This window comes from Exiguobacterium sp. s191 (assembly GCF_018618955.1).
Taxonomy (GTDB): Bacteria; Bacillota; Bacilli; order Exiguobacteriales; family Exiguobacteriaceae; genus Exiguobacterium_A; species Exiguobacterium_A abrahamii.
This window is the reverse complement of record NZ_JACSNC010000001.1, coordinates 1,236,812-1,260,405: the sequence shown is the minus strand read 5'-3', so window position 1 is coordinate 1,260,405 and position 23,594 is coordinate 1,236,812. Positions and strand designations below refer to the sequence as shown.

20 protein-coding genes are annotated in these 23,594 nt (G+C 46.8%); 19 read left to right on the top strand and 1 reads right to left on the bottom strand.

Translation table 11 applies throughout. From position 1 onward, the window contains the following. The first annotated feature begins 66 nt into the window (after positions 1-66). From rpsO to KNQ09_RS06770, 14 genes are all read left to right on the top strand, one after another. Positions 67-336: a 30S ribosomal protein S15 gene (rpsO, locus tag KNQ09_RS06835; RefSeq protein ID WP_023468676.1), complete on the top strand. Its 270-nt coding sequence runs from the start codon at positions 67-69 to the stop codon at positions 334-336. Between the two features lie 138 nt (positions 337-474). Further along, on the top strand, positions 475-2,694 hold the full coding sequence (gene pnp, locus KNQ09_RS06830) for a polyribonucleotide nucleotidyltransferase (protein ID WP_023468675.1): 2,220 nt from the start codon (positions 475-477) through the stop codon (positions 2,692-2,694). Between the two features lie 74 nt (positions 2,695-2,768). Beyond that, on the top strand, positions 2,769-4,001 hold the full coding sequence (locus tag KNQ09_RS06825; RefSeq protein WP_214858000.1) for a M16 family metallopeptidase: 1,233 nt from the start codon (positions 2,769-2,771) through the stop codon (positions 3,999-4,001). A 59-nt stretch (positions 4,002-4,060) separates the two neighbouring features. After that, positions 4,061-5,524, top strand: coding sequence for a UDP-N-acetylmuramoyl-L-alanyl-D-glutamate--2,6-diaminopimelate ligase (locus KNQ09_RS06820; protein ID WP_075642534.1), 1,464 nt, complete (start codon positions 4,061-4,063; stop codon positions 5,522-5,524). Beyond that, positions 5,521-6,780 carry a lipid II:glycine glycyltransferase FemX gene (locus KNQ09_RS06815; RefSeq protein ID WP_029342035.1) on the top strand — a complete coding sequence of 420 codons (1,260 nt, stop codon included), beginning with the start codon at positions 5,521-5,523 and terminating at the stop codon, positions 6,778-6,780. Before KNQ09_RS06820 ends, KNQ09_RS06815 begins: the two co-directional genes overlap by 4 nt. Then, positions 6,780-7,442 (top strand): M15 family metallopeptidase, encoded by a 663-nt coding sequence (locus KNQ09_RS06810; RefSeq protein ID WP_251138108.1) that lies wholly within the window; start codon positions 6,780-6,782, stop codon positions 7,440-7,442. The genes KNQ09_RS06815 and KNQ09_RS06810 overlap by 1 nt, the downstream gene beginning before the upstream one ends. Positions 7,443-7,595: 153 nt before the next feature. Further along, positions 7,596-9,260, top strand: coding sequence for a ribonuclease J (locus tag KNQ09_RS06805; RefSeq protein ID WP_023468670.1), 1,665 nt, complete (start codon positions 7,596-7,598; stop codon positions 9,258-9,260). A 68-nt stretch (positions 9,261-9,328) separates the two neighbouring features. Then, positions 9,329-11,476 carry a DNA translocase FtsK gene (locus KNQ09_RS06800; protein WP_214857999.1) on the top strand — a complete coding sequence of 716 codons (2,148 nt, stop codon included), beginning with the start codon at positions 9,329-9,331 and terminating at the stop codon, positions 11,474-11,476. 332 nt (positions 11,477-11,808) lie between these two features. Beyond that, the gene (locus KNQ09_RS06795; RefSeq protein ID WP_214857997.1) at positions 11,809-12,822 is read left to right on the top strand and encodes a BMP family lipoprotein; all 1,014 of its coding nucleotides are present in this window, start codon (positions 11,809-11,811) and stop codon (positions 12,820-12,822) included. Between the two features lie 222 nt (positions 12,823-13,044). Beyond that, positions 13,045-13,764, top strand: coding sequence for a GntR family transcriptional regulator (locus KNQ09_RS06790; protein ID WP_023468666.1), 720 nt, complete (start codon positions 13,045-13,047; stop codon positions 13,762-13,764). Positions 13,765-13,893: 129 nt separating this feature from the next. After that, positions 13,894-14,967 carry a BMP family lipoprotein gene (locus tag KNQ09_RS06785; protein ID WP_050677451.1) on the top strand — a complete coding sequence of 358 codons (1,074 nt, stop codon included), beginning with the start codon at positions 13,894-13,896 and terminating at the stop codon, positions 14,965-14,967. A 66-nt stretch (positions 14,968-15,033) separates the two neighbouring features. Then, positions 15,034-16,563 carry an ABC transporter ATP-binding protein gene (locus KNQ09_RS06780; RefSeq protein WP_023468664.1) on the top strand — a complete coding sequence of 510 codons (1,530 nt, stop codon included), beginning with the start codon at positions 15,034-15,036 and terminating at the stop codon, positions 16,561-16,563. Further along, positions 16,560-17,630, top strand: a complete 1,071-nt coding sequence (locus KNQ09_RS06775) for an ABC transporter permease (RefSeq protein WP_214857995.1) — start codon at positions 16,560-16,562, stop codon at positions 17,628-17,630. Before KNQ09_RS06780 ends, KNQ09_RS06775 begins: the two co-directional genes overlap by 4 nt. Then, positions 17,630-18,589 carry an ABC transporter permease gene (locus KNQ09_RS06770; protein WP_214857993.1) on the top strand — a complete coding sequence of 320 codons (960 nt, stop codon included), beginning with the start codon at positions 17,630-17,632 and terminating at the stop codon, positions 18,587-18,589. The genes KNQ09_RS06775 and KNQ09_RS06770 overlap by 1 nt, the downstream gene beginning before the upstream one ends. Positions 18,590-18,718: 129 nt before the next feature. Here KNQ09_RS06770 and KNQ09_RS06765 read toward each other — a convergent pair whose 3' ends face one another. Beyond that, positions 18,719-18,967 (bottom strand): ferredoxin, encoded by a 249-nt coding sequence (locus tag KNQ09_RS06765; protein ID WP_023468661.1) that lies wholly within the window; start codon positions 18,965-18,967, stop codon positions 18,719-18,721. A gap of 230 nt (positions 18,968-19,197) precedes the next feature. Between KNQ09_RS06765 and KNQ09_RS06760 the strand changes: the two genes are divergently transcribed. The 5 genes from KNQ09_RS06760 (at position 19,198) to KNQ09_RS06740 (ending at position 23,491) form a co-directional block, all read left to right on the top strand. Continuing rightward, positions 19,198-20,220: a YpbB family protein gene (locus tag KNQ09_RS06760; RefSeq protein ID WP_214857992.1), complete on the top strand. Its 1,023-nt coding sequence runs from the start codon at positions 19,198-19,200 to the stop codon at positions 20,218-20,220. Then, on the top strand, positions 20,220-21,650 hold the full coding sequence (locus tag KNQ09_RS06755) for a RecQ family ATP-dependent DNA helicase (protein ID WP_251138107.1): 1,431 nt from the start codon (positions 20,220-20,222) through the stop codon (positions 21,648-21,650). The genes KNQ09_RS06760 and KNQ09_RS06755 overlap by 1 nt, the downstream gene beginning before the upstream one ends. Before the next feature lie 43 nt (positions 21,651-21,693). Beyond that, positions 21,694-21,888 carry a hypothetical protein gene (locus KNQ09_RS06750; RefSeq protein WP_023468658.1) on the top strand — a complete coding sequence of 65 codons (195 nt, stop codon included), beginning with the start codon at positions 21,694-21,696 and terminating at the stop codon, positions 21,886-21,888. 71 nt (positions 21,889-21,959) lie between these two features. Continuing rightward, positions 21,960-22,844: a MerR family transcriptional regulator gene (locus KNQ09_RS06745; RefSeq protein ID WP_195864802.1), complete on the top strand. Its 885-nt coding sequence runs from the start codon at positions 21,960-21,962 to the stop codon at positions 22,842-22,844. 56 nt (positions 22,845-22,900) lie between these two features. Then, a complete protein-coding gene (locus KNQ09_RS06740) occupies positions 22,901-23,491 on the top strand; it encodes an adaptor protein MecA (RefSeq protein ID WP_214857990.1) in 591 nt (196 codons plus the stop codon). Positions 23,492-23,594 lie beyond the last annotated feature (103 nt).

Below are 23,594 nucleotides of genomic sequence, written 5' to 3'. Positions count from 1 at the left end.
TGGCATCTGGTCTCACCATCCGATGCTCGGGAATACGGTCATTCATAAGATGGAGGTGGAGTGACAATGGCACTCACAAAAGAACGTAAAAACGAAATCATCGAAGCATATGCTACGAAACAAGGCGATACTGGTTCGCCGGAAGTACAAGTTGCTGTTTTAACTGAACAGATCACAACTTTGAACGATCACTTACGTACACACAAAAAGGATCACCACTCACGTCGTGGTCTCTTGAAAATGGTCGGTCGTCGCCGTAACTTGCTCACATACCTTCGTAACAAGGATGTTGCACGTTACCGTTCGTTGATCGAGCGTCTTGGTCTTCGTCGCTAATCCCGACGAGAACGAGGTAGGGAAGCAGGAGCATCGTCTCCTGTTTCTTTTTTTTGCCGATTCATGGACTTTTTGCGCAAGAACCTACATAATTAGATTTGAATGAAAAAACGGATAGCAGTGAGAGGAGATTTGTGCATGTCACAAACAAAACAGACGTTTTCGACCGAACTCGGTGGACGTCCATTAACGATTGAAATCGGTCAATTAGCAAAACAAGCGAACGGAGCAGCATTGATTCGCTACGGCGATACAGCCGTTCTTGCTACGGTCGTTGCATCAAAACAACCGAAGGACTTAGATTTCTTCCCATTAACAGTGAACTATGAAGAAAAATTATATGCGGCAGGGAAAATCCCAGGTGGATTCCTGAAACGTGAAGGACGCCCTGGAGAGAGTGCGATCTTGACTTCGCGTCTGATCGACCGTCCGATCCGTCCATTATTCCCGGACGGTTTCCGTCACGACGTACAAGTGGCGACGACAGTCCTTTCGTCAGATGCTGACAATTCACCAGAAGTCGCTGCGATGATCGGGGCTTCGATTGCCCTTTCGATCTCGGATATTCCATTCGATGGTCCAATCGCAGGCGTGACGATCGGTCGCGTCGACGGAGAGTTCGTCGTGAACCCGACTTCAGCGCAAATGGAAGTTAGCGATATCGACCTCCAAGTTGCCGGAACAAAACATGCCGTCAACATGGTCGAAGCAGGTGCGAAGGAAGTATCGGAACAAGCAATGCTTGAAGCGATCTTGCTTGGACACGATGTCATCAAGGAAATGATCGCTTTCCAAGAGGAGATCGTCGCACAAGTCGGTAAAGAGAAGTTCGACTATACGGTATCAAGCTTCGATGAGACAATCGTCAATCGCCTGAAAGCAGAAGCATTGGCAGAAGTCACACAAGCAGTTCAAGTCGAAGAAAAACAAGCACGTGACGTTGCCATCAACGAAGTCATCGCAAAATACATCGAGTTGTATGCAGCTGACGAGTCAGTCACAGCAGAGCAACTGGCAGAAGTATCAGGCGTTCTCAACAAGTTCGTCAAAGACGAAGTCCGCCGTCTGATCACAGAAGATAAAGTCCGTCCGGATGGTCGTGGTCTTGCTGAGATCCGTCCACTCGATTCAGAAGTCGGTCTCTTACCACGTGCACACGGTTCAGGTTTGTTCACTCGCGGTCAGACGCAAGTCTTGTCTGTTGCGACACTCGGTGTTGCGGGTGACGCTCAAATCATCGATGGCCTTGGTCTGAAGGAAGAGAAACGCTTCATGCACCACTATAACTTCCCGCCATTCTCAGTCGGAGAAGCACGTCCGATGCGTGCACCAGGTCGTCGTGAAATTGGTCACGGGGCACTTGGAGAACGCGCACTCTTACCAGTTCTTCCGAATGAAGTCGATTTCCCGTACACGATTCGTCTCGTGTCGGAAGTCCTTGAGTCGAACGGTTCTTCATCACAGGCTTCAATCTGTGGTTCGATCCTTGCCATGATGGATGCGGGTGTTCCACTCAAAGCACCTGTCGCTGGTATTGCGATGGGCTTGATCATGGAAGGCGACAATTACTCGATCTTGACAGATATCCAAGGGATGGAAGATCATCTCGGAGATATGGACTTCAAAGTCGCTGGAACTCACGAAGGTGTCACAGCTCTGCAAATGGATATGAAAATTGGCGGGATCACGCGTCAAATCCTCGAAGAAGCACTCGAACAAGCACGTCTTGGTCGTTTGCACATTCTTGAGCATATGCAAACGGTCATTGCTGAACCACGTGTCGAATTGTCACAATACGCACCAAAAATCGTCACACTCAAAATCAATCCAGATAAAATCCGTGATGTCATCGGACCTGGTGGTAAAGTCATCAACGGTATCATCGATGAGACAGGCGTCAAGATCGACATCGATCAAGACGGAACCGTCTTCATCGCATCGACGGATCAAGCTGGCATCGATCGTGCCCGTCAATTGGTCGAAGATATCGTCCGTGAAGTCGTTGTCGGAGAAGAGTTCGATGGAACAGTTCGTCGTGTTGAGAAATTCGGTGCATTCGTCGAATTGTTCAAAGGAAAAGACGCACTCGTCCACATTTCGGAACTCGCACTTAACCGTGTCGGTCAAACGGAAGATGTCGTCAAACTTGGAGATAAGCTAAAAGTCCGTGTCACAGAAATCGATGACAAGGGACGCGTCAACGCTTCGCACAAAGTCCTGCTCGTCGAAGGCTTAAGCGAAGAAGATCGTGCAGCGTATGAAGAAAAGAAAAAGACAGAGCGTGAGAACCGCCCGCCACGCCGGGATCAGGGTTCACGCCCACCACGTGACGGACAACGTCCACCACGTCGTAACTAATGAATCCAAGGTGGCTCGACGGTGCAGAGAATGCAACGAGAGCCACCTTGTTTCCTATATTTGGAGGAATTACTATGATCGAACGGATACAATTAGAAAACGGAGTTCGACTGATCGTTGAACGAATGCCGGAAGCACGCAGCGTCGCGACCGGAATCTTCATTCAAGCAGGAAGCCGGACGGAACAGATCGAGGAGCATGGGATCAGTCATCTCATCGAGCATATGATGTTTAAAGGAACAAAACGCCATACGGCAAAAGAGATTGCGGTTTACTTTGACCGACTTGGTGGAAATATTAATGCGTTCACGAGTAAGGATCAAACGTGTTATTACGTCAAGACACTAGATGAACATGCAGGAGAAGCCTTTCGCGTATTGGCGGACATGTTCCTCGAATCGACGTTTGACGCGGATGAACTGGAAAAAGAGAAAAAGGTCGTCATTGAAGAAATCAAGATGTACGATGACACACCGGATGATCTCGTCCATGAGTTATTAGCTGTTGCGGCTTACGGAGAGGATGTCATGGCTCGACCGATTCTTGGAACGGAAGAGAGTGTGCTTCGGATTGATCGAACGATGATCGGACGATATCTCGAAGAAGCGTATGCTCCGGATCAAATCGTCATTTCCGTTGCCGGAAACGTCTCAGACGAGCTGATTGCGCAGATTCAAGAGCGGATGTCGATTCTCGAATCACGATCGAAGACACGCGAGACTACAGAGCCAAGGTTACAAAATGGTGTGATTCGTAAGGAAAAGGATACGGAGCAGGCTCATATTTGTTATAATTTCCGTGCGATTCCTTCTGCTGACCCACGTTTGCCTGCCCTCGCCTTACTCAATAATGCATTCGGTGCGACGATGTCGAGTCGCTTGTTCCAATCCATCCGAGAGGAACGCGGTCTTGCCTATTCAGTCTTTTCCTATTACACGACGTTTGACGATCATGGAACGTTCACGATCTATGTCGGCACGTCTCCGGAATCAGTCGAAGAGGTCGAACAGGTCCTTGCTGCTGAAATCGATCGCTTGAAGAAGGATGGATTATCGACGAAGGAACTCGAAGATGGGATTGAACAGCTGAAAGGTTCTCTGATTCTAGGGAACGAAGGCACATCGAGTCACATGAATCGAAACGCCCGAAATGAGTTGCATCTGCATCGTCACCCATCACTTGAAGAAGTGTTAGCGGATGTCGAACGGATTCGTCCATCGGATATCGAAGGGCTGATTGAGCACATCTTTTCGGAGGAACCGGCAAAGGCCTATATTCTTCCGGCAGACGAAGAAGAGGAAGCATGATAGCAGAACGGAATAGATGAAACATATGAAATGACGATGTCGAGAAAGAAGGAATACCGTTGAATTTAGCTGAATTGATTCAAGTCATACAGACGCAAAAAATCGAACGAATGGTAGAAGTGGACGTTACGTCCATTACGACCGATTCACGGGATGTTAAACCGGGAACATTGTTCGTCGCCATCAAAGGATATACTGTTGATGGACACGACTATGCTAAACAGGCGGAAGCACAAGGAGCGGTCGCAATCGTCGCGGAACAACCGGTCGACGTGTCGATTCCTGTCATTCTTGTTCGTAGTACATCACGTGCCATTGCCGAGTTGGCTGGCAAATTCTATGATTATCCTTCTGAAAAGATGCGGATGATTGGTATTACGGGAACAAATGGGAAAACGACGACGACGACGATCGTCCGTGATATATTAGCGCACCTTGGTCGGAAGACGGGCATCATCGGTACGGTTGAAGTCAAGATTGGTGACCGCGTCGTGCCAAGTCGCAATACGACACCACAAAGCTCCGAGTTACAAGCATTTCTGCATCAGATGCATGAAGAAGATGTCCAAGATGTCATCATGGAAGTTTCTTCACATGGATTAGAGCTTGGTCGGGTAACGGGTGTCGATTACGACGTTGCGGGATTCACGAATCTGACGCATGATCACCTTGATTTCCACAAAACATTTGAAAACTATGCGCGTGCCAAAGGATTGTTGTTCGCACAACTCGGTCAACGGCTGTCGACAGAGAAAGTTGCGGTCTTGAATGCGGATGATCCGACGAGTGAGCTGTATGAGATGATGACAGGTGCTCGTGTCATGACATACGGCATCGACAACGCAGCTGACCTCCGAGCAACAGCGATTGAACAGTCGCTTCAACAAACGACGTTTACGATGCTGTACAAGGAAGAACAAGTCGATGTCACGGCGAATTTCATCGGTCGCTTCAACGTTTACAATCTGTTGCTTGCGACAGGGATCCTCTTGTCTTGCGGATATGATCTAGCGACGATCGCAGGCGCGATTTCAGCAATTCGTCCGGCAAAAGGTCGGATGCAACGCTTGCCGATTGAAGGATATAACGTGTATGTCGACTATGCGCACACGCCTGACGGCATCGAACAGTGTCTGAAAGCACTCGTTGACGTACCGAAGGAAAAGATCGTCTTCCTGATCGGGACAGGTGGAAATCGCGATGTGACGAAACGACCAAAAATGGGCGAACTCGCTTCGACGTACGCAGGAACCGTCGTCATCACGACGGATGATCCACGATATGAAGCATATGAGTCGATTACATCCGGCATCGCCAAAGGGATGACTCACGATCAGTTCGTTGAAATCGGTGATCGGGAAGAGGCCGTGCGTTACGCAGCGCGACTCGCACGACCAGACAATATCGTCATCTTAGCCGGTAAGGGCCATGAAAAATATCAAATCATTGGGGATGAGAAATTCCCGCTCGATGAGGAAATCATCGTCAAAGAGATGATACGGCAAATGGAGGAACAGAAGTGACTTATCAACCAATCGTTGTAACCATAGATCAATTTGAAACATTCGTAAAAACACATCCCAAAGGCGACTTACTCCAGCTTCCAGCATGGGGAGAAGTCAAAAGCGCGACAGGATGGACACATGAACGGATCGCGGTCGGAACGGCTTCCGGTGAGATTGCCGGAGTTGGTCTTCTTTTGTTCAAGAAAGTACCGAAGCTACCGTTCACGCTTTGTTATGCACCGCGCGGTTTCGTCGTCGATTATACGGATACGGACGCACTTCGCGCCCTTCGTGACGAAGCGATTCGTGTCGCAAAACAACAGAAGGCAATTGCGATTAAATTTGATCCAAACGTCGAGCGGGAAGAATATCCTGGTCTGTTGCAGGAGATGCAAGGACTTGGCTTTAAACATAATGGCTTCGGTGGCGGTTTTGACTACGCGCAGCCACGCTTTACGATGGAGACGAGTCTTGTAGGGACAGAAAAAGAGATCTTCGACGGTTTCCATTCGAAGTTCCGCTATAACGTCCGCCTTGCTGAACGCAAAGGGATCGTATGCGAACAAGCGGATCGTGAAGGGCTAAAGACATTCGCGAAGCTGATGGTCGAGACGGGCGAACGGGATGGTTTTTCAATCCGCGGTCTGGATTATTTCGAAAATCTGTACGATCATCTTCACCCAAAAGGTGATGCAGTCTTGTTTTTGACGAAACTCGATGTCGTTCGTGCGCTTGAGAATACAGAAGCCTTATTACTTCAAGCTGACAAGGAACTCTCGAAAATTCATCGTCAGCTCGAGAAAGAGACGGCCGAGAAGAAGCTAAAAAGCTTAAACAATCGCTTGGAGCAGACGACAGCACAAATCGAAAAAGCGGAGAAGTCGAAGACAGAACTGATGACGATTGCTGCCAAACATCCAAACGGTGTCATCCTGTCTGGTGGTCTTTTGACGCTTGCTGGTCGTCGCTCGTATTACTTATACGGCGCTTCATCGAACGAGTACCGGGAGTTCATGCCAAACCACTTGATGCAATGGACGATGATGCAATATGCGAAAGAACATGGTGCGCTCTCCTATGACTTCGGTGGAGTCAGTGGTTCGACAGACCCGGATGATCATTACGCGGGACTCTACGCCTTTAAATCTGGTTGGGGCAGCCGGATGATTGAAAAAATCGGTGAGTTCGATTACGTACTCAATCGTCCGCTCTATCTGTTGCTTGAGACTGGGTTACCGATTCTACAAAAACTTCGGAAGAAGCTTCGCCGCTGATGAAACGGGGAACAATCTTCGGTTGGATCGTATTTTTATTGACGATGTTTGCGATTGGATTGTTTCTTGCGGCATCCATGAATCGGATGCCGACGATTTTAATGGATCAACCGGAGCTCGGGATTGATAGTTGTCCACGGGACGTAGCGGGAGAAAATCGTTTGATTAATACAAGCGAGACGAACCTGAAGCGTCTCCACCCAGCTGTCGAAGCGGGGGCAAAGGATCTGATCCGTGTGGCGCATTCTTGCTACAATATCGATATCAAGATTACGCAAGGATACCGCTCGATTCAGCAACAGAATGCGCTTTATGAACAAGGACGTTCTAAGGCAGGGGAAGTCGTCACGAATGCACGAGGTGGTGAATCGATGCACAATTATGGACTCGCCGTCGATTTCGTTCAGCTCGTGAATGGACAGATTTCGTATGACCTTGAGTATGACGGGAATCGGTCAGGGAAAAGTGATTGGCGCGAAGTCGCGGATATCGGAAAAGCACTCGGTTTCGAATGGGGAGGCGATTGGAAACGATTCGTCGACTATCCTCATTTTGAGATGACGTTTGGTTATTCGCTCGACGAACTGAAGGCTGGTGAACGTCCAAGCCGTTCGGAAAAAGCGAAACGAACGGAAGAAGTTGAAGATTTGTTGAATACGTGATCAACGTCATTCCTGGAGTAATGTGGCAGGAATGACGTTTTTTTTAGATTTCCTAGTCCGATTGTTGGCAGATTGTGAAAATTCGGCTAGAATAGTGATAGTGATAAGTGGACGGCTCACGAAAAGTGAATATGAATTATAGGAGGTCATGTTGTGTCAAAGAAGAAGACGGAAAAAGTAAGCGTCTTTGCTCTTGGTGGCGCCGGTGAGATCGGGAAGAACATGTACGTCGTCGAACTCGACGAGGACATCTTCGTCATCGATGCCGGATTAATGTTCCCAGGAGACGAGATGCTTGGAATCGATAAAGTCATTCCAGACATCAGTTATTTAAAAGAAAACAAAGAGCGGATTCAAGGGATTTTCATTACCCATGGTCACGAGGATCATATCGGAGCACTCAGTTACGTCTTGCGTGACTTAAAAGTACCGGTTTACGGAACACGTTTGACGCTCGGTTTGATTGAACACAAATTAAAAGAAGCCGGTTTATTGAAAAAGGCAGATCTTCGTCCAATTGATGCCAAGACGAAATTAACCGTTGCAGGTCATTTTATTACGTTCTTCCGGGTCAACCACTCGATTCCGGATGCAGTCGGGGTATGTATTCAAACATCTCAAGGTGCAATCGTCCATACAGGGGATTTCAAGTTCGATTACACACCAGTTGATGGAAAACAGGCGGATTTCGGGAAGATTGCAGCAATTGGTCAACGGGGAGTGCTTTGCTTACTGTCTGACTCAACGAATGCAGAGCGGCCAGGGATGTCTGGATCAGAATCGATCGTCGGTTCTGAACTGAACGACGTCATCTATGAGGCACCAGGTCGTGTCATCGTCGCTTCATTCGCTTCGAACATTCATCGTCTACAACAAGTGTTTGCGGCAGCAGAAGCGAACAATCGAAAAGTAGCGGTCGTCGGTCGTAGCATGGTCAATAACGTCGAAGTGGCACAGCGTTTGAATTACTTACGCTTCAAACAGAAAACATTGATTGATCTATCTGACATCAACCGCCTCGACGATAACCAAGTCGTCATCTTGACGACAGGATCGCAAGGTGAGCCGATGGCAGCCTTGACACGAATGGCGCGTAACGCACATAAGCAAGTCAATATTCGCTTGAACGATACGGTCGTCGTTGCGGCTTCGCCGATTCCAGGTAACGAAAAGTCGGTTTCGAAAACGATCGATCTCTTATTCCGTGCTGGTGCGAATGTCATTTACAACCAACGGAAAGTACACGTGTCCGGTCACGGTCATGCGGAAGATCTGAAGCTGATGCTCAACTTGATCAAACCGAAATTCTTCCTACCGATTCACGGAGAATTCCGGATGCAAAAGGCACATAGTCGTCTCGCACAGACGGTTGGCGTCAATGCGAACAACATCTTCATCATCGAGAATGGGGATGTCGTTGAGTTCGAGAAGCGCAAAGCACGGATGTCGCGCAAAGTGAACGCCGGAAACGTCTTGATCGACGGAATCGGTGTGGGTGATGTCGGAAACATCGTCCTTCGTGATCGTCGTTTGTTATCGCAAGACGGTGTCGTCCTTTGTGTCATTACGATTAGCCGGAAAAACAAAACGATTGTCTCGGGACCGGAAATCATCTCTCGCGGATTCGTCTACATGCGTGAATCAGAGGATATGATCAATGAAGCGAACCGAATCGTTGCGAAACAACTACAAGGTAAATTAAACGGAGAATTGGATTGGACGGAGATGAAGTCGTTGATTCGAGATAAACTCAGTGCTTATCTCTATGAACAGACGAAACGCCGCCCGATGATTCTTCCGATCATCATGGAGATTTAACAAACGAGCGGCTCAGATTGACCAATACCTGGTCCACTGAGCCGTTTTTTTATCAGGAGGGATGACGTATGGCGACGACGAAACGAAAACCTGTACGAAAAAAAACGCCGCCACGGAAACGACCGGCAGCGAAGAAACAACGTCAGCCGATTGCGTATCGTACATATGCGACTATCATCGCAATCGTCTCATTACTAGCTTTCGTTCTCGCGTTTGGGGAGTTCGGGAAAGTCGGACTGACGCTAGCTGATGGAGGAGAGCGGTTAATTGGTCAGTTCGGCTCCTTATTATATGGTGGAATCGGTGCTGTGCTACTTTTACTACTCTCGAATGCGTCACGTGCTCAAAAATGGGCATGGTCGATGTTACTGATGGGTTCAGTCGTCTGGATTGATCTATTGCTCGGAGCACCGCGTGGTATTCTCAATGGATGGCTCTATCAAAACGCAGCTTATTATATTTCGAGCGCGGGTGCCTTCTTGATTGGTCTGTTCTTCATCGGAACGGCCGTTCATATCCTAAACCCATCGTTTTATGGAGAGTTGTGGCTTGGGCTTCGGGAACGTGCAGAAGAGTTTCGCAATCGTGAACGGACACCACGTCCTCGTGTCGAAAAAGAGTTGAAACCGAAACCGGTTCGTGAGAAAAAACCGAAGACGTTGCGACCAGCAACTGTCGAGGAACCGATCGAAACGGAACACGAAGCAGAAGATCCGTCCGTCAACATTCAAGACGTTCCGATCATCGGTTTCACGGATCACGTTGAACCGCAAGCAGCGGAGACACAAGGACCGTTGACGATGACAGAGACACCCGACGGTTATCAATTGCCGTCGCTTGATTTGTTAGCAGAACCAACATCAAAAGACTTGTCCGGTGAGAACAAACGATTGAAGGACAATGCGACGAAATTGATTGCGACCTTAAAGTCGTTCGGGATCGGAGCAAAAGTTTTAAAGATTCATCTCGGACCTAGTGTCACGAAGTACGAGATTGAACCAAAACAAGGAATCAAGCTTAGTCGAATCACGGGACTCGCCGATGACTTAGCGCTAGCGTTAGCCGCAAAAGATATCCGGATCGAAGCACCGATTCCGGGTAAAGCGGCTGTTGGAATCGAGGTGCCGAACCGTGAAGTCGCCATGGTATCACTTCGAGAAGTACTAGGAGCGGAGAGCGTCCAATCCGACAGCGATCGTTTACTCGTTGCACTCGGACGAAGCATTTCTGGTGAGACGGTGACAGCGAAGTTGAATAAGATGCCACACGTCTTAGTTGCCGGCTCGACCGGTTCCGGTAAATCGGTCTGTATCAATGGGATGATCGTCTCGATATTGATGCGGGCACGACCAGATGAAGTCCGTTTGATGATGATTGACCCGAAAATGGTCGAATTGAACGTCTACAACGGGATTCCGCATCTCTTAGCGCCGGTCGTCACCGATCCGAAAAAAGCAGCGCAGGCGTTAAAACAGGTCGTCTCAGAAATGGAACGTCGTTATGAGATCTTCAGTCAAAACGGAGCGCGTAACATCGAAGGCTATAATGCATTGATCGATAAGATGAATGCTGAGGAAAAAGTGCATCAACGATTACCGTACATCGTCGTCATCGTCGATGAGTTAGCCGACTTGATGATGGTCGCGTCAAACGAAGTCGAAGATGCGATCATGCGACTTGCACAAATGGCACGAGCAGCAGGAATTCATATGGTCATCGCGACTCAGCGTCCGAGTGTTGATATCATCACTGGTGTCATCAAGGCGAATATCCCGTCGCGGATCGCATTCAGTGTATCGAGCGCAACCGACTCGCGGACGATTCTTGATACGGGAGGTGCTGATAAATTGCTCGGACGAGGAGATATGTTGTTACTTGGTAATGGCATGAACAAACCGGTCCGTGTACAAGGAGCCTTTTTATCGGACGAAGAAGTCGAGAAGGTCGTTAATCATGTCATCAGTCAGCAAAAGGCACAGTATGTTGAAGCGATGATTCCAAAAGATGTGCCAGAGGGCGAAACAAAGGTTGACGATCCACTTTACGATGAGGTCGTCCAGTTCATTCTGACACAAGAGACGGCATCTACGTCGATGATTCAAAGAAAGTACCGCATCGGTTACAACCGAGCTGCCCGTCTTATTGATGCGTTAGAGGAAAACGGTCTGATTGGTCCATCTGAAGGATCTAAACCACGTCGCGTCATGGGACGTTAATCGAGTAGAAAGGAAGTCGTGGAATATTCCAAGGCTTCTTTTCTTTTCTAAAAAAATGTATAGATAAGAACCGGTGTCTCGAAAAAAAGAAAAGACACATGAAAAAAAGACATGATGATTTTGTATAAATAGAAATGACTGGAAAAATTCATAAATGCATCAAAAATAAAATCGCTTTCATGAAAATAGTTGTCAGACGTCTGTTGATTTTCAGTAGTGTTTTTGGCATACTCAGTCATATGAGTGACCGACCTTCAACACGAGGGCTGGGAGCGGATTTTTCACAAATAGATAATGAAAGCGCTCTCATAATTGCAGAGGAGATGGATGAAATGAAGAAGAAACAGGTAATCGTATCGATGATGTCAGTAGCGACGGTTGGTCTTGCTGCTTGTGGTGGTTCAGGTGAGAAAGCCGATCAAAAAGATCAATTCTCTGTAGCGATGGTAGCCGATAAGGGTGGGATCGATGATAAATCGTTCAACCAATCCGCTTGGGAAGGTCTGCAAGCATACGGTAAAGACAACAAACTTCAAAAGAATGAAGGGTTCTCTTATCTACAATCTAAATCGCAACAAGATTATCAGCCGAATCTATCACGTCTTGCTCGTGGGGGAGAAGATTTAGTTTTCGGAATCGGGAACACGTTCAATGAAGATATCAAAACAGTTGCTGATCAATTCAAAGACACACAATTCGCAATCATCGATAACGTCGTTGAAGGAAAGAACGTCACGTCGATCACATTCAAGGAAAATGAAGGAGCATATCTTGCAGGGATCGTTGCTGCAATGGAGACGAAAAAAGATCATATCGGTTTCGTTGGTGGGATGAAGATGGACGTCATCGAGCGTTTCCGTGCCGGTTTCGAAGCAGGTGCCAAATCCGTCAATCCGAAGATTAAAATCGATGTCCAATATGCGGAAGACTTCGCAGCTCCAGAAAAAGGTCAAGCGATCGCAGCTGGAATGTATGGTAAAGGCGCAGATATCATCTTCCCAGCAGCAGGTGGTACAGGAAACGGTGTCTTCACAGAGGCGAAAAACCGCAAGAAAAACGGTGAAAACGTCTCAGTCATCGGTGTCGACCGAGACCAAAAAGAAGAGGGTATGCCGGAAGACGTTACATTAACTTCTGTCATCAAACGTGTCGACCGTGCAGTCGAAGATACAGCAAACGCAGCGAAGGATGGTAAACTCGAGGGCGGCAAAACGATTCGTTATGGTCTGAAAGAAGATGGCGTTGATATCGTACCATCTGAAAAGATTTCGAAGAAGACGTTGACTGTGCTTGAGAAAGCAAAATCAGATGTCGTTTCTGGAAAAATCGAAGTACCTGAGCAATAAGCGTTGAAAAAAGAAGGGGCATTCTTAGGTAGAATGCCCTATTTTCTTCCATTATTGATTGCGTTATGAAAAGGGTTACAAAAGCGCCAGAAGTCAGACTTCTAACCTGTTACAAAATGATTGCAGGATTGTGTTGGGCGTCATATACTTATCTTGGCTGGAGTTCTCATACGTCAGAAGTCTGAGCACTGGTTACAACTAGATAGAGGATGGAGATGCGTCATGTCGATTAAATTAGATCATCGTTTGCTTTATTTACGTGTGATTGAAAAGATCAAGTCTGACATCGATGACGGCGTTTACAAGGAAGGCGAGAAGCTCCCTTCAGAGTTTGAACTTTCAAAGCAACTTGGCGTCAGTCGAGCTACTCTTCGAGAGGCTTTACGAATTCTTGAAGATGAGAACATCGTCATCCGTAAACACGGTGTCGGTACGTTTATCAATGCAAGACCACCGTTTACTTCTGGAATCGAAGAATTGTACAGCGTAACAGAAATGATTGCGCGCGCAGGTATGGTTCCGACATCAGAAGTGTTATCATCCGAGATGGTCCAACCGACTGAGCGCGACCGAGAGCGTTTTCAACTTGGTCCGGATGAATTGGTTTATCGAATCGAACGAATCCGACTCGCAGGGGATGTTCCTGTCGTCTATTGTATCGATAAGATTCCAAGCCATTATATTAAAAATGAAGAGCAGTTCACCTCTTCGACATCATTATTTGATGCTTTAGAAAAAGAACTTGGACGACGTGTCACGCATGCCGTGACGCACATCGAGCCACGTATTGATCCGAAAATCGCTGAACAATTACATACGGACCAACCTTTGCTCGCTTTGCGTCAAACGCATTATGATGAGCTCGACCGTTCCGTTCTTTTTTCAGCGAACTATTTCCGAGCAGATAAGTTTGATTTCCACGTCATCCGTAAACGTGTGTGAGCCATTGTTTTAGGATGAATACTGAAAGCGCTTTCCGTCATAACCTACGTAACGCTCCTCATCGCCAGCCTCGGGTGCTAGACGTAGTCTTGAACTTTGTATGACCATATTCGAAAGGGGATTTTCCAGATGAAAAAGAAGTCACTTCTCGCATTAGCAGCAACAGGTTTAGCAATGAGTTCGGTCCTTGCAGCATGTGGTGGCAACGACGATTCAAAAGATTCAGGTAGCGGCAGCAAATCAGAAGACTTTAAAGTAGGTATGGTTACAGATACAGGCGGCGTGGATGATAAATCATTCAACCAATCTGCTTGGGAAGGTATCCAGAAGTTTGGAAAAGACAACGACCTAAAAGAAGGTACTGGCTACAAATATCTTCAATCTGCAAAACAATCGGATTACCAACCAAACCTTCAGCAATTAGCTCGTGCTAAATACGACTTGATCCTCGGTATCGGATTCTTGATGGGAGAAGATATCGGTAAAGTAGCGGATCAGTTCAAAAAGAGCAACTTCGCACTCGTCGATATGGTCGTTGACAAGCCAAACGTCGCGTCAATCGTCTTCAAAGAAAACGAAGGATCGTTCCTCGTTGGTGTCGTTGCTGGTTTGACGACGAAATCAGATAAAGTCGGATTCGTCGGCGGCGTTAACTCTGACTTGATCAAGAAGTTCGAAAGTGGATTCAAAGCAGGTGTTAAAGCAGTCAACCCAGACGCTGACATCGAAGTTCAATATGCAGAAGACTTCAACGCTGCTGAAAAAGGACAAGCGATCGCTTCAGGTATGTACGGTAAAAAAGTCGACGTCATCTATCATGCAGCTGGTGGTACAGGACAAGGGGTATTCACAGAAGCGAAAAACCGTAAGAAAAACGGTGAAGATGTTTGGGTTATCGGTGTAGACCGTGACCAAGTCGAAGAAGGTATGCCAGAGAACGTCACATTGACATCGATGGTCAAACGCGTTGATACAGCAGTTGAACAAGTCGCGAAAGATACGAAAGACGGCAACTTCCCAGCAGGTAAAGTCGTTGAGTTCGGTCTGAAAGACGGCGGTGTTGATATCGCACCTTCAAAAGACAACGTTTCGAAAGAAGCGCTCGACAAAGTTGAAGAGTACAAAAAACAAATCATCGATGGTGACATCAAAGTCCCAGCGACAGACGACGAGTACAAAGAATACGAAGCGTCACTGAAATAATAATGAAAGCGGGGGTCGCTAGCATTGCGGCTCCCCCTTTTAAACTAAACATGGGAGTGGATTTTCTTGGAATACGTCATTGAGATGCTAAACATCAGAAAAGAGTTTGGCAGTTTCGTCGCAAATGATAACATCACGCTCCAGCTTCGGAAAGGTGAGATTCACGCTTTACTTGGTGAAAACGGTGCCGGAAAATCGACGCTGATGAACGTCTTATTTGGTTTGTATCAGCCTGAGGCTGGAGAAATTCGTGTACGTGGTGAAAAAGTCAATATTACGAGTCCGAACGTCGCGAACGATCTTGGAATCGGTATGGTGCACCAACACTTCATGCTCGTTCAAAATTTCACTGTTACTGAAAACATCATTTTAGGTGCAGAGCCACGTGCCGGAATTAAGATCGACCGTGCAACTGCACGTGAGAAGGTACGCCAGATTTCTGAACAGTATGGTCTTGCTGTTGATCCTGATGCAAAAATCGAGGATATCTCAGTCGGAATGCAACAGCGTGTTGAAATTTTAAAGACGTTGTACCGTGGTGCAGACATCTTGATCTTCGATGAACCGTCTGCTGTCTTGACACCACAAGAGATCAAGGAATTGATTCAGATCATGAATCGTTTGATCGCAGAAGGAAAGTCGATCATCCTCATCACGCATAAACTGAAAGAAATCATGGAAGTAGCTGATCGCTGTACGACGATTCGCCGTGGTAAGTATATCGGAACGGTCGATATCGATGAGACGATGACACAGTCGCGTCTTGCTGAAATGATGGTAGGTCGTGAAGTCAACTTTAATGCGGAGTATTCCAAGGCAACTCCACAAGAACTCGTTCTCGACATCAAGGACTTAGTCGTCAAGGACAGTCGTGGCATCAAAGCCGTCGATGGATTAAATCTCGACATTCGTGCTGGAGAGATCGTCGGAATTGCCGGAATCGACGGAAACGGGCAGACGGAATTGATTGAAGCCATCACTGGTCTTCGTAAAGCGGATAGTGGGGAAATCTTCCTCAACAATAAATCGATCAAAAACTTGAAGCCACGTAAAGTGACGGAATCAGGTGTCGGTCACATTCCGCAAGACCGTCATAAACATGGACTTGTCCTCGATTATTCAATCGGACATAACATGGTCTTACAAACGTATTACAAACAACCGTATTCAAAAGCAGGCATCATGAACTATAAACAAGTCATGGAAAAAGCAAAAACGCTCATCGAGAAGTTCGACGTCCGAACTCCAAGTCCAGAGACGTTTGCTCGTGCCTTGTCAGGTGGTAACCAGCAAAAAGCGATCATTGCGCGTGAAGTGGATCGTTCACCAGACCTATTGATTGCAGCACAGCCGACACGTGGTCTTGATGTCGGAGCAATCGAGTTCATTCATGAACAGTTGGTTCTTGAACGCGAAAAAGGTCGCGCTGTCTTGTTGATTTCATTCGAACTCGAAGAAATTCTTCAAGTATCAGATCGGATTGCCGTTCTTTATGAAGGAAAAACAGTTGCCTTCTTGGATCCAAAAGAAACGAATGAGATCGAGCTTGGCTTCTTGATGGCCGGCGGTAAGAAAGAGGAGGTAGGTCATTCATGAAGTTAGAGCGTTTTTACGGCATCCTCATTCCGATTCTTTCCATCATCCTTGGAATGGTCGTCGGGGCGATCGTCATGGTCATCGGCGGGTATGATCCGATTGCCGGTTTTGATCAGTTATTCTATGGTATTTTTGGCGAACCATACAGCATCGGTGAAACATTGCGAGCAGCAGCTCCGTTGATCTTTGCTGGTCTTGCTGTCGCGTTTGCTTTCCGAACGGGACTCTTTAACATCGGGGTTGAAGGTCAGGTTCTCGTCGGGTGGATGGTCGCAGTTTGGATCGGGATTGAGTTTGATCTACCGATGGCGATTCATTTACCGCTTGCTCTAATTGGAGCAGGTTTAGCAGGTGCACTTTGGGCATCGATTCCTGGTATCTTAAAAGCGAAGTTCCACGTGCATGAAGTCATCACGTCAATCATGATGAACTATATCGCGTTGTATGTGACGAATGATATTTTACGTCACGTCATCGGTATTACGAACGAGCGAACGGAGTCAGTCAAGGAATCAGCATCCCTTGCGTCACCGTTCTTACAAGAGATCACGGATTTTTCACGTTTGCATAACGGGATTTTCATCGCAGTCGTTGCTGCCCTCGTCTTCTGGTTCATTTTGTGGAAAACAACGCTTGGTTATGAACTCCGAGCAGTTGGATTCAACAAGAATGCTGCAGAGTATGCAGGTATGGGCGTTAACCGGAACATCATCCTATCGTTCGTTATCTCTGGTGTCTTTGCAGGTCTCGCTGGAGCGATGGAAGGTCTTGGGACGTTCCAAAACATGACATTGAATGCATCCTTCACTGGGGTAGGATTCGACGGAATTGCGGTTGCCTTGTTAGGTGCGAATAACCCGATCGGTGTCGTTCTCGCGGCGTTACTGTTTGCGGGACTTAACATCGGTGGTCTGTCGATGCAACAGATTGGTATTCCACCGGAACTGATCAAAATCATCATCGCATTCATCATCATCTTCGTTGCTTCTGGATACGCGATTCGTCTCGTCATCGAGAAGTTCACGGTTAAGAAAGAATCTAAAAAAGCGAAAGGAGCCGGTCAATAATGGGCTTTCTTGAAGTACTTTATATCATCGTGCCAATCGCACTCGCCTATTCGGCTCCGTTGATCATTGCAGCACTTGGTGGCATTTTCAGTGAGCGTTCTGGTGTCGTCAACATCGCGTTAGAAGGATTAATGGTCATGGGTGCCTTCACAGGCGTCGTCACGGCATTGACTCTATCAAAAATGGGCTTGGGTGCTGCGAGTCCTTGGCTTGCGATGCTCATTGCAATCGTCGTCGGAGCGATCTTCTCGCTGTTCCTTGCGATTCCAGCAATCCTCTTCCGAGCAGACCAAACGGTTCTTGGAGTAGCGATCAACTTGCTCGCAGTCGGTCTTGCGATCTTCCTTGTCCGTGCGCTTTACAGTAAAGGACAGACAGATTCGATTCCAAACCGGATCTCGAAAGAGAATGTACCATTCTTGTCTGATATTCCAGTCTTGAAGATGTTCTTCGCAAACGTCTACTACACATCGTATATCGCGATTGTTCTCGCGTTCGTCGCATGGTACATCATCTTCAAGACACCATTCGGTCTTCGCTTACGTTCTGTCGGAGAACACCCAATGGCAGCGGACACGATGGGAATCAATGTCACGAAGATGCGTTTCATCGGCGTCATGATCTCTGGTGGTTTCGGTGGTCTTGCTGGTGCTGTATACGCGACGTCGATTTCATTGAACTTCAGTGTGACGACGATTCTCGGTCAAGGCTTCCTCGCGATTGCGGCGATGATCTTCGGAAAATGGAACCCGCTCGGTGCCATGGGGGCAGCCCTCTTCTTCGGGTTCGCTCAAGCGATTTCGATCATTGGTCAGCAATTGCCGTTACTGGATCAAATTCCACAAGTTTATCTGTTGATTGCACCGTATTTATTGACGATCTTAGCACTTGCTGGTGTCGTTGGTCGTGCGGATGCACCAAAAGCTGTCGGTGTACCGTATATCAAAGGAAAACGCTAAATTTTTACTGATCATAGACCGGATGTTGCCAATTGGCGACATCCGGTTTTTTTAGATAATCGTTATATCGAATGAGAAAAAGTCCAATAAAAAAAGATGCTTCGCGAGGAAACATCTTTTTTTATTCACTTATTCGAATTTTAACGCATCGCCATCGAACGATTCATCTGCTACTTTGATTGAATCCGTTGGGCAACCTTCGAATGCATCAATCATATCGTCGAATAATGCTTCTGGAATTTCGGCAGTACCATTGTTATCATCAAGAATGACATACGCCAAACCCTCATCATCATAATCATAGATATCTGGTGCCGCTGCTCCACAAGCACCACAAGCGATGCAAGTATCTTTGTCGACAATCGTAAATTTAGCCATTGAACGGTCTCCTCTCTATACGAAAACATTATTGAAACACGCTGTTCTCATCTATATGTCATTGTATCGGACTCATCGTTGCATTTCAATGACGAAGCGTAAGTGACAACAGAAAATGTATATATCATCACATGCCCGCAAATAGTATGTCTAAAACGTAACGAAAAGAAAAAGGATGGGAAATCATCTTCAAATTGATAAACAATTTACATTAGAAGGGAGCGTGACATATGGAAATTTCTTTACTAGAGCGCATTTTTCTGGAATCGATTCAACGTCTTCGAGATGAACGCTCAGATCGGAGCCTTTATCATGTTTTTCAAGGGAAAAAATCAGCTACTTCTCTGCAAGATGCTCATTTTTATGATTTAGAGTCGGTATTCGGTACTGTATTAGTCAGTAAACAGCGATTCGAAACAATCTTGGCTGAACTCGTGCAGAAGAATTGGATTGAGCGGCAAGAGACACTGCGACTGACGCACGAAGGTGCGCGACTAGTAGAGCAAACGGATCGTGCGATCATTGATCAACTAGGTGGTGAACTTCGCGGTTATGCTGAGATGATGTGGAAACGACTCAGCCTTTTGGTTCAAACGATGGTTTGTTTGGAAGCGAAACAGCCGTTTATTCCTGTGCAACAGGAAACCAGCGTCCGTGAATGGGTAAAAAGTGTTCTTCCGACCATCTCGAATCGAGCAGAATGGTTACATGATATGCACCAAGAGGTAATATTTCTCCTTGAGCGCTTACCAGAGCGAGAAGCGACATTAATCAGTTACCGCTTGTCTGGCGTGCAGGCAGGATGGTCTTATCCGCAATTAGCTCAAATGATGAAAACGGATGTGGAGAGTGTTCAATACGAATTTACGATCGCTTGGCGAAAGTGCATCGATGACTTAGAAAAAACACCACTTCTAAAGCAAATAGGTGCTGATCTACTCGCTACAAAAATGACCCAGTCTGCGCAAATGACATGGGAATTACTACAACAGGGGTTGACCGTTGAAGAGGTTGCGATTCGAAGACGATTAAAAAATAGTACGATGGAAGATCACCTCGTTGAGATTGCGATGTATGCTCCTTCTTTTCCGCTGGATCATTTTGTCACGTTATCTCAGCAAGAAGAGGTACGACAGATTGCACAGCGACTTAGAACCTACGCGCTGAAACGGATCAAGAGTGAGATGCAATCCGAGATATCTTATTTTCAAATTCGACTTGTGTTAGCACGTAGTAAATGGGAGGGGATTTAATGGAAGCGTTATTGCATCGTCATTTTGGCTACGAAGCATTTCGACCTGGACAACGCCAAATCATCGATTCCATCCTAAACGGAACAGATACACTAGCAATTTTGCCGACTGGTGGAGGAAAGTCTGTTTGTTATCAATTTCCGTCTTATGTACAAAATGAAGGACTGACGTTGATTTTGTCTCCGTTACTCTCGTTGATTGAAGACCAGGTCATGCAAATTAAGCGCAGAGGGGAGCGATCTGTCGCTAAATTAACTTCTGTCGAGACACGAGAAGAGAAGGAGCAGATCTTATCTGTACTCGAACATCTACGATATCTTTACTTATCACCGGAGCAACTGGCGCTGCCGCAGATTCGGGCTCGGCTAAAACAGATTAATATTGCGCTCTTCGTCGTCGATGAGGCGCATTGTATCTCCCAATGGGGACACGAATTTCGACCGGAGTATGCAAGACTTGGTCACATTCGACAAGAACTTGGCCTTCCACCATGTCTTGCCTTAACGGCAACAGCGACGCGTGCTGTTGAGCAAGATATTCGAACACAATTGCGTATGCACGATCCACAAATCATCCGTCGTTCTGTCAACCGACCAGAAATCCAATATGTTGTCGATCGCGTTGATCGAGAAGAAAAGGATGCGGCAGTCAATCGGTGGATGAAACGCATCGTTCGCCCATGCGTCATCTATACGACGACTCGTAAAGAAGCGGAACGAATTGCTGGAATCATTGACGGCGCGACCTATTATCATGCTGGGTTGACGATAGAAGATCGCCAGCTTGTTCAACAACAGTTTCTTCATGATGAGATTGATTGTCTAGTGTGTACGAGTGCATTCGGAATGGGTGTCGATAAAGGGAACGTTCGGACGGTCATTCACTATACGATGCCTGCGACGATCGAAGCCTACATGCAGGAAGTTGGACGTGCCGGTCGTGACGGTAAAGAGGCGACGGCAATTTTACTCTACGCTGCTCAAGATGAACAACTACAAACGTACTTGATTGACACGCAATATGCACCCGTCTTGTGGATCGATCAATTGCAACAAGGAATGAATCAAGGCGAATCCTATGCCAAAATCGAAAGTCGTTTTCGTTTTAATCCGGAAGATCCGGCATACCGCTTACTCAAATCACAACTCGAGAATGGGTGGTCGAAAGAACGCATCATCCAGTGGCAAACGGAACGTAAACAATTGAAACGACAAGAAGTCAATCAGATGATGGACTACGTTCACCGGAACGAATGTCGCCGTTCAATGTTATTGCATCATTTTGATGAGCAGGCAATCGTACAACCGCGTTGTTGTGATATATGTGGAACGATTGAGTGGGAAAGTCCAGTGCAGAGAAGGACACATCAACCGGTAGATTGGAAAATGCGTTTAGAACAAGTCTTTTTTTCATCACCAGATTCGGTGTAAACTAGACAATATCGTTATATTTTTCAAGAAAAGGTGATAAACATTGAGTAAACAAGATCAACGACGGTTGCATCAGAACGAAGAGGATCAGTCACTTCCACCGCGTTCTTCGCGTATCGAACACGTTCGTAACGAGCGATTGAAACAACCGTTTCGAAAAAATCCGCTAGCGATCACGCTGACGGTACTCATGATCACGATCATCATCGCCTTCGTCTCCATCGGTTTCATGATGTAAGGGCACATTGTGAACGGAGATTTTTTTCCTTTCAGCGTATACTAGAAAGGAAGGGGAAGGAGGCACGATGCATGGATCGTGGGAAATATAATATCAAAGCAGTCGCTGCGTTAGTGGGACTCAACCCGACGACCATTCGTGCTTGGGAGCGGAGATATCAGGTGCTCGATCCGGATCGAAGTGAATCCGGACATCGCATTTATAGTGATAACGACGTCGCGAAATTACGCTGGATCGTCGATAAACAAAAAGAGGGATTGTCTGTCTCTAAAGCAATCCAGTTGTATGAGATGCCTGTCAATCGGGCTGAAGTACCGCACGATTACGGAGTCGAACTGCGAGATCAGTTATTTCAGGCATTGACGAACTTTGAAGAACGACATGCGCATGACATCATGAATAAAGCATTCTCGATGTTTAGCTTCGATAAAGTGATTCAGGACATCGTCGGTCCACTTTTGCATGAGATAGGAGTGAAGTGGGAGTCGGGTGAGATCACGATTGCGCACGAGCATTTTGCGACGGCATTTCTGAGAGCCCGTCTCTCGACATTGTCGTTACAGATGCCGATCAATCCGTTCTTACCACGAATCGTCTGTGTCTGTGCGCCGGAAGAAGAACACGAACTCGGACTACTTTTCTTTACACTTTATTTACGACAATCTGGATTTGATGTCATTTTCCTCGGTTCCGGTATACCGGTTCAGGATTTGGTGACGGTCACACACCAGCTGCAACCGAAAGCCGTTATTCTTTCCTGCACGTTATCGGATCATTTACCGTTGCTCGATGAAGCGCTGGCACGTTTGATGGCTGATTTTCCGGATCTTGAGATTGGTCTTGGAGGTTATGCGGTCGATCAGCTGCCGGAACGGTATGGTCCACATTTACTTGGTGCAGACGATCAATCTTGGAAAAGTTGGTTAAGTCGACTCACTCCGACAACTGGTGTATAGTATGATTCATAGCGAACGGAGACATCAGGTTTCCGGTTTTGACTGGAGGAGTCTATATGAGGTTTGAACAAATGAAACAAGGACACCTTCGTGTCTTCATCACAAAGCAGGAGTTATCGCTTCACGACGTTCGACCAGAAACGTTGGCTGTCGGGAAGGGACAAGCTTTATTGCGTAATCTATTAGAAGAAGCTGAATCGAATTTTGGTTTTCAAGCAGCGGGGACACTCGAATTTTTCGTTACATTCTTTCCGAATGACGGAATGCTCGTTGATGTACGTCGTGAAGGCGATTTGCCAGAGGAGATGAACGAGGAGTTCGATCAAGTCGAAATCCGCATGACAGTCGATATCGTCCATCACGTCTTATATGCTCTACAATCGCTAGAAGACGTCATTCAAGCGAGTCATGGATTATTGCGACATATGCCTCAGACAGAGACAGGTGGTAGCCTCTACTTCTTCGAGGGAAGCTATTATCTCTATTTCCAAGAACGAATGAATGAGGCGCTCGAGCAGACGGTGACGACGATTTTGTCTGAATACGGTGAACCGAGCCCAAAAAGTCCACTTGTCATGGCGGAGTATGGGAAAACGATTCAGGCGGAACATGCCGTCGCAACGATAGCTGAACAGTTTAATATGTAAAACATCAGGTGCGATATTCCCTCATAGGGGAATGCCGCACCTTTTTGTCTTCTGCTGGAAGTGGCACCATTTTGTATTTTTTCATCGTCAGAAGGATGGTATG

What these genes read in the sequence shown, in the direction of transcription:
- rpsO (WP_023468676.1), top strand. Translation starts at nt 67, where the DNA reads ATGGCACTCACAAAAGAACGTAAAAACGAAATCATCGAAGCATATGCT.
- pnp (WP_023468675.1), top strand. Translation starts at nt 475, where the DNA reads ATGTCACAAACAAAACAGACGTTTTCGACCGAACTCGGTGGACGTCCA.
- KNQ09_RS06825 (WP_214858000.1), top strand. Translation starts at nt 2,769, where the DNA reads ATGATCGAACGGATACAATTAGAAAACGGAGTTCGACTGATCGTTGAA.
- KNQ09_RS06810 (WP_251138108.1), top strand. Translation starts at nt 6,780, where the DNA reads ATGAAACGGGGAACAATCTTCGGTTGGATCGTATTTTTATTGACGATG.
- KNQ09_RS06800 (WP_214857999.1), top strand. Translation starts at nt 9,329, where the DNA reads ATGGCGACGACGAAACGAAAACCTGTACGAAAAAAAACGCCGCCACGG.
- KNQ09_RS06795 (WP_214857997.1), top strand. Translation starts at nt 11,809, where the DNA reads ATGAAGAAGAAACAGGTAATCGTATCGATGATGTCAGTAGCGACGGTT.
- KNQ09_RS06790 (WP_023468666.1), top strand. Translation starts at nt 13,045, where the DNA reads ATGTCGATTAAATTAGATCATCGTTTGCTTTATTTACGTGTGATTGAA.
- KNQ09_RS06785 (WP_050677451.1), top strand. Translation starts at nt 13,894, where the DNA reads ATGAAAAAGAAGTCACTTCTCGCATTAGCAGCAACAGGTTTAGCAATG.
- KNQ09_RS06775 (WP_214857995.1), top strand. Translation starts at nt 16,560, where the DNA reads ATGAAGTTAGAGCGTTTTTACGGCATCCTCATTCCGATTCTTTCCATC.
- KNQ09_RS06770 (WP_214857993.1), top strand. Translation starts at nt 17,630, where the DNA reads ATGGGCTTTCTTGAAGTACTTTATATCATCGTGCCAATCGCACTCGCC.
- KNQ09_RS06765 (WP_023468661.1), bottom strand. Translation starts at nt 18,967, where the DNA reads ATGGCTAAATTTACGATTGTCGACAAAGATACTTGCATCGCTTGTGGT.
- KNQ09_RS06760 (WP_214857992.1), top strand. Translation starts at nt 19,198, where the DNA reads ATGGAAATTTCTTTACTAGAGCGCATTTTTCTGGAATCGATTCAACGT.
- KNQ09_RS06755 (WP_251138107.1), top strand. Translation starts at nt 20,220, where the DNA reads ATGGAAGCGTTATTGCATCGTCATTTTGGCTACGAAGCATTTCGACCT.
- KNQ09_RS06745 (WP_195864802.1), top strand. Translation starts at nt 21,960, where the DNA reads ATGGATCGTGGGAAATATAATATCAAAGCAGTCGCTGCGTTAGTGGGA.
- KNQ09_RS06740 (WP_214857990.1), top strand. Translation starts at nt 22,901, where the DNA reads ATGAGGTTTGAACAAATGAAACAAGGACACCTTCGTGTCTTCATCACA.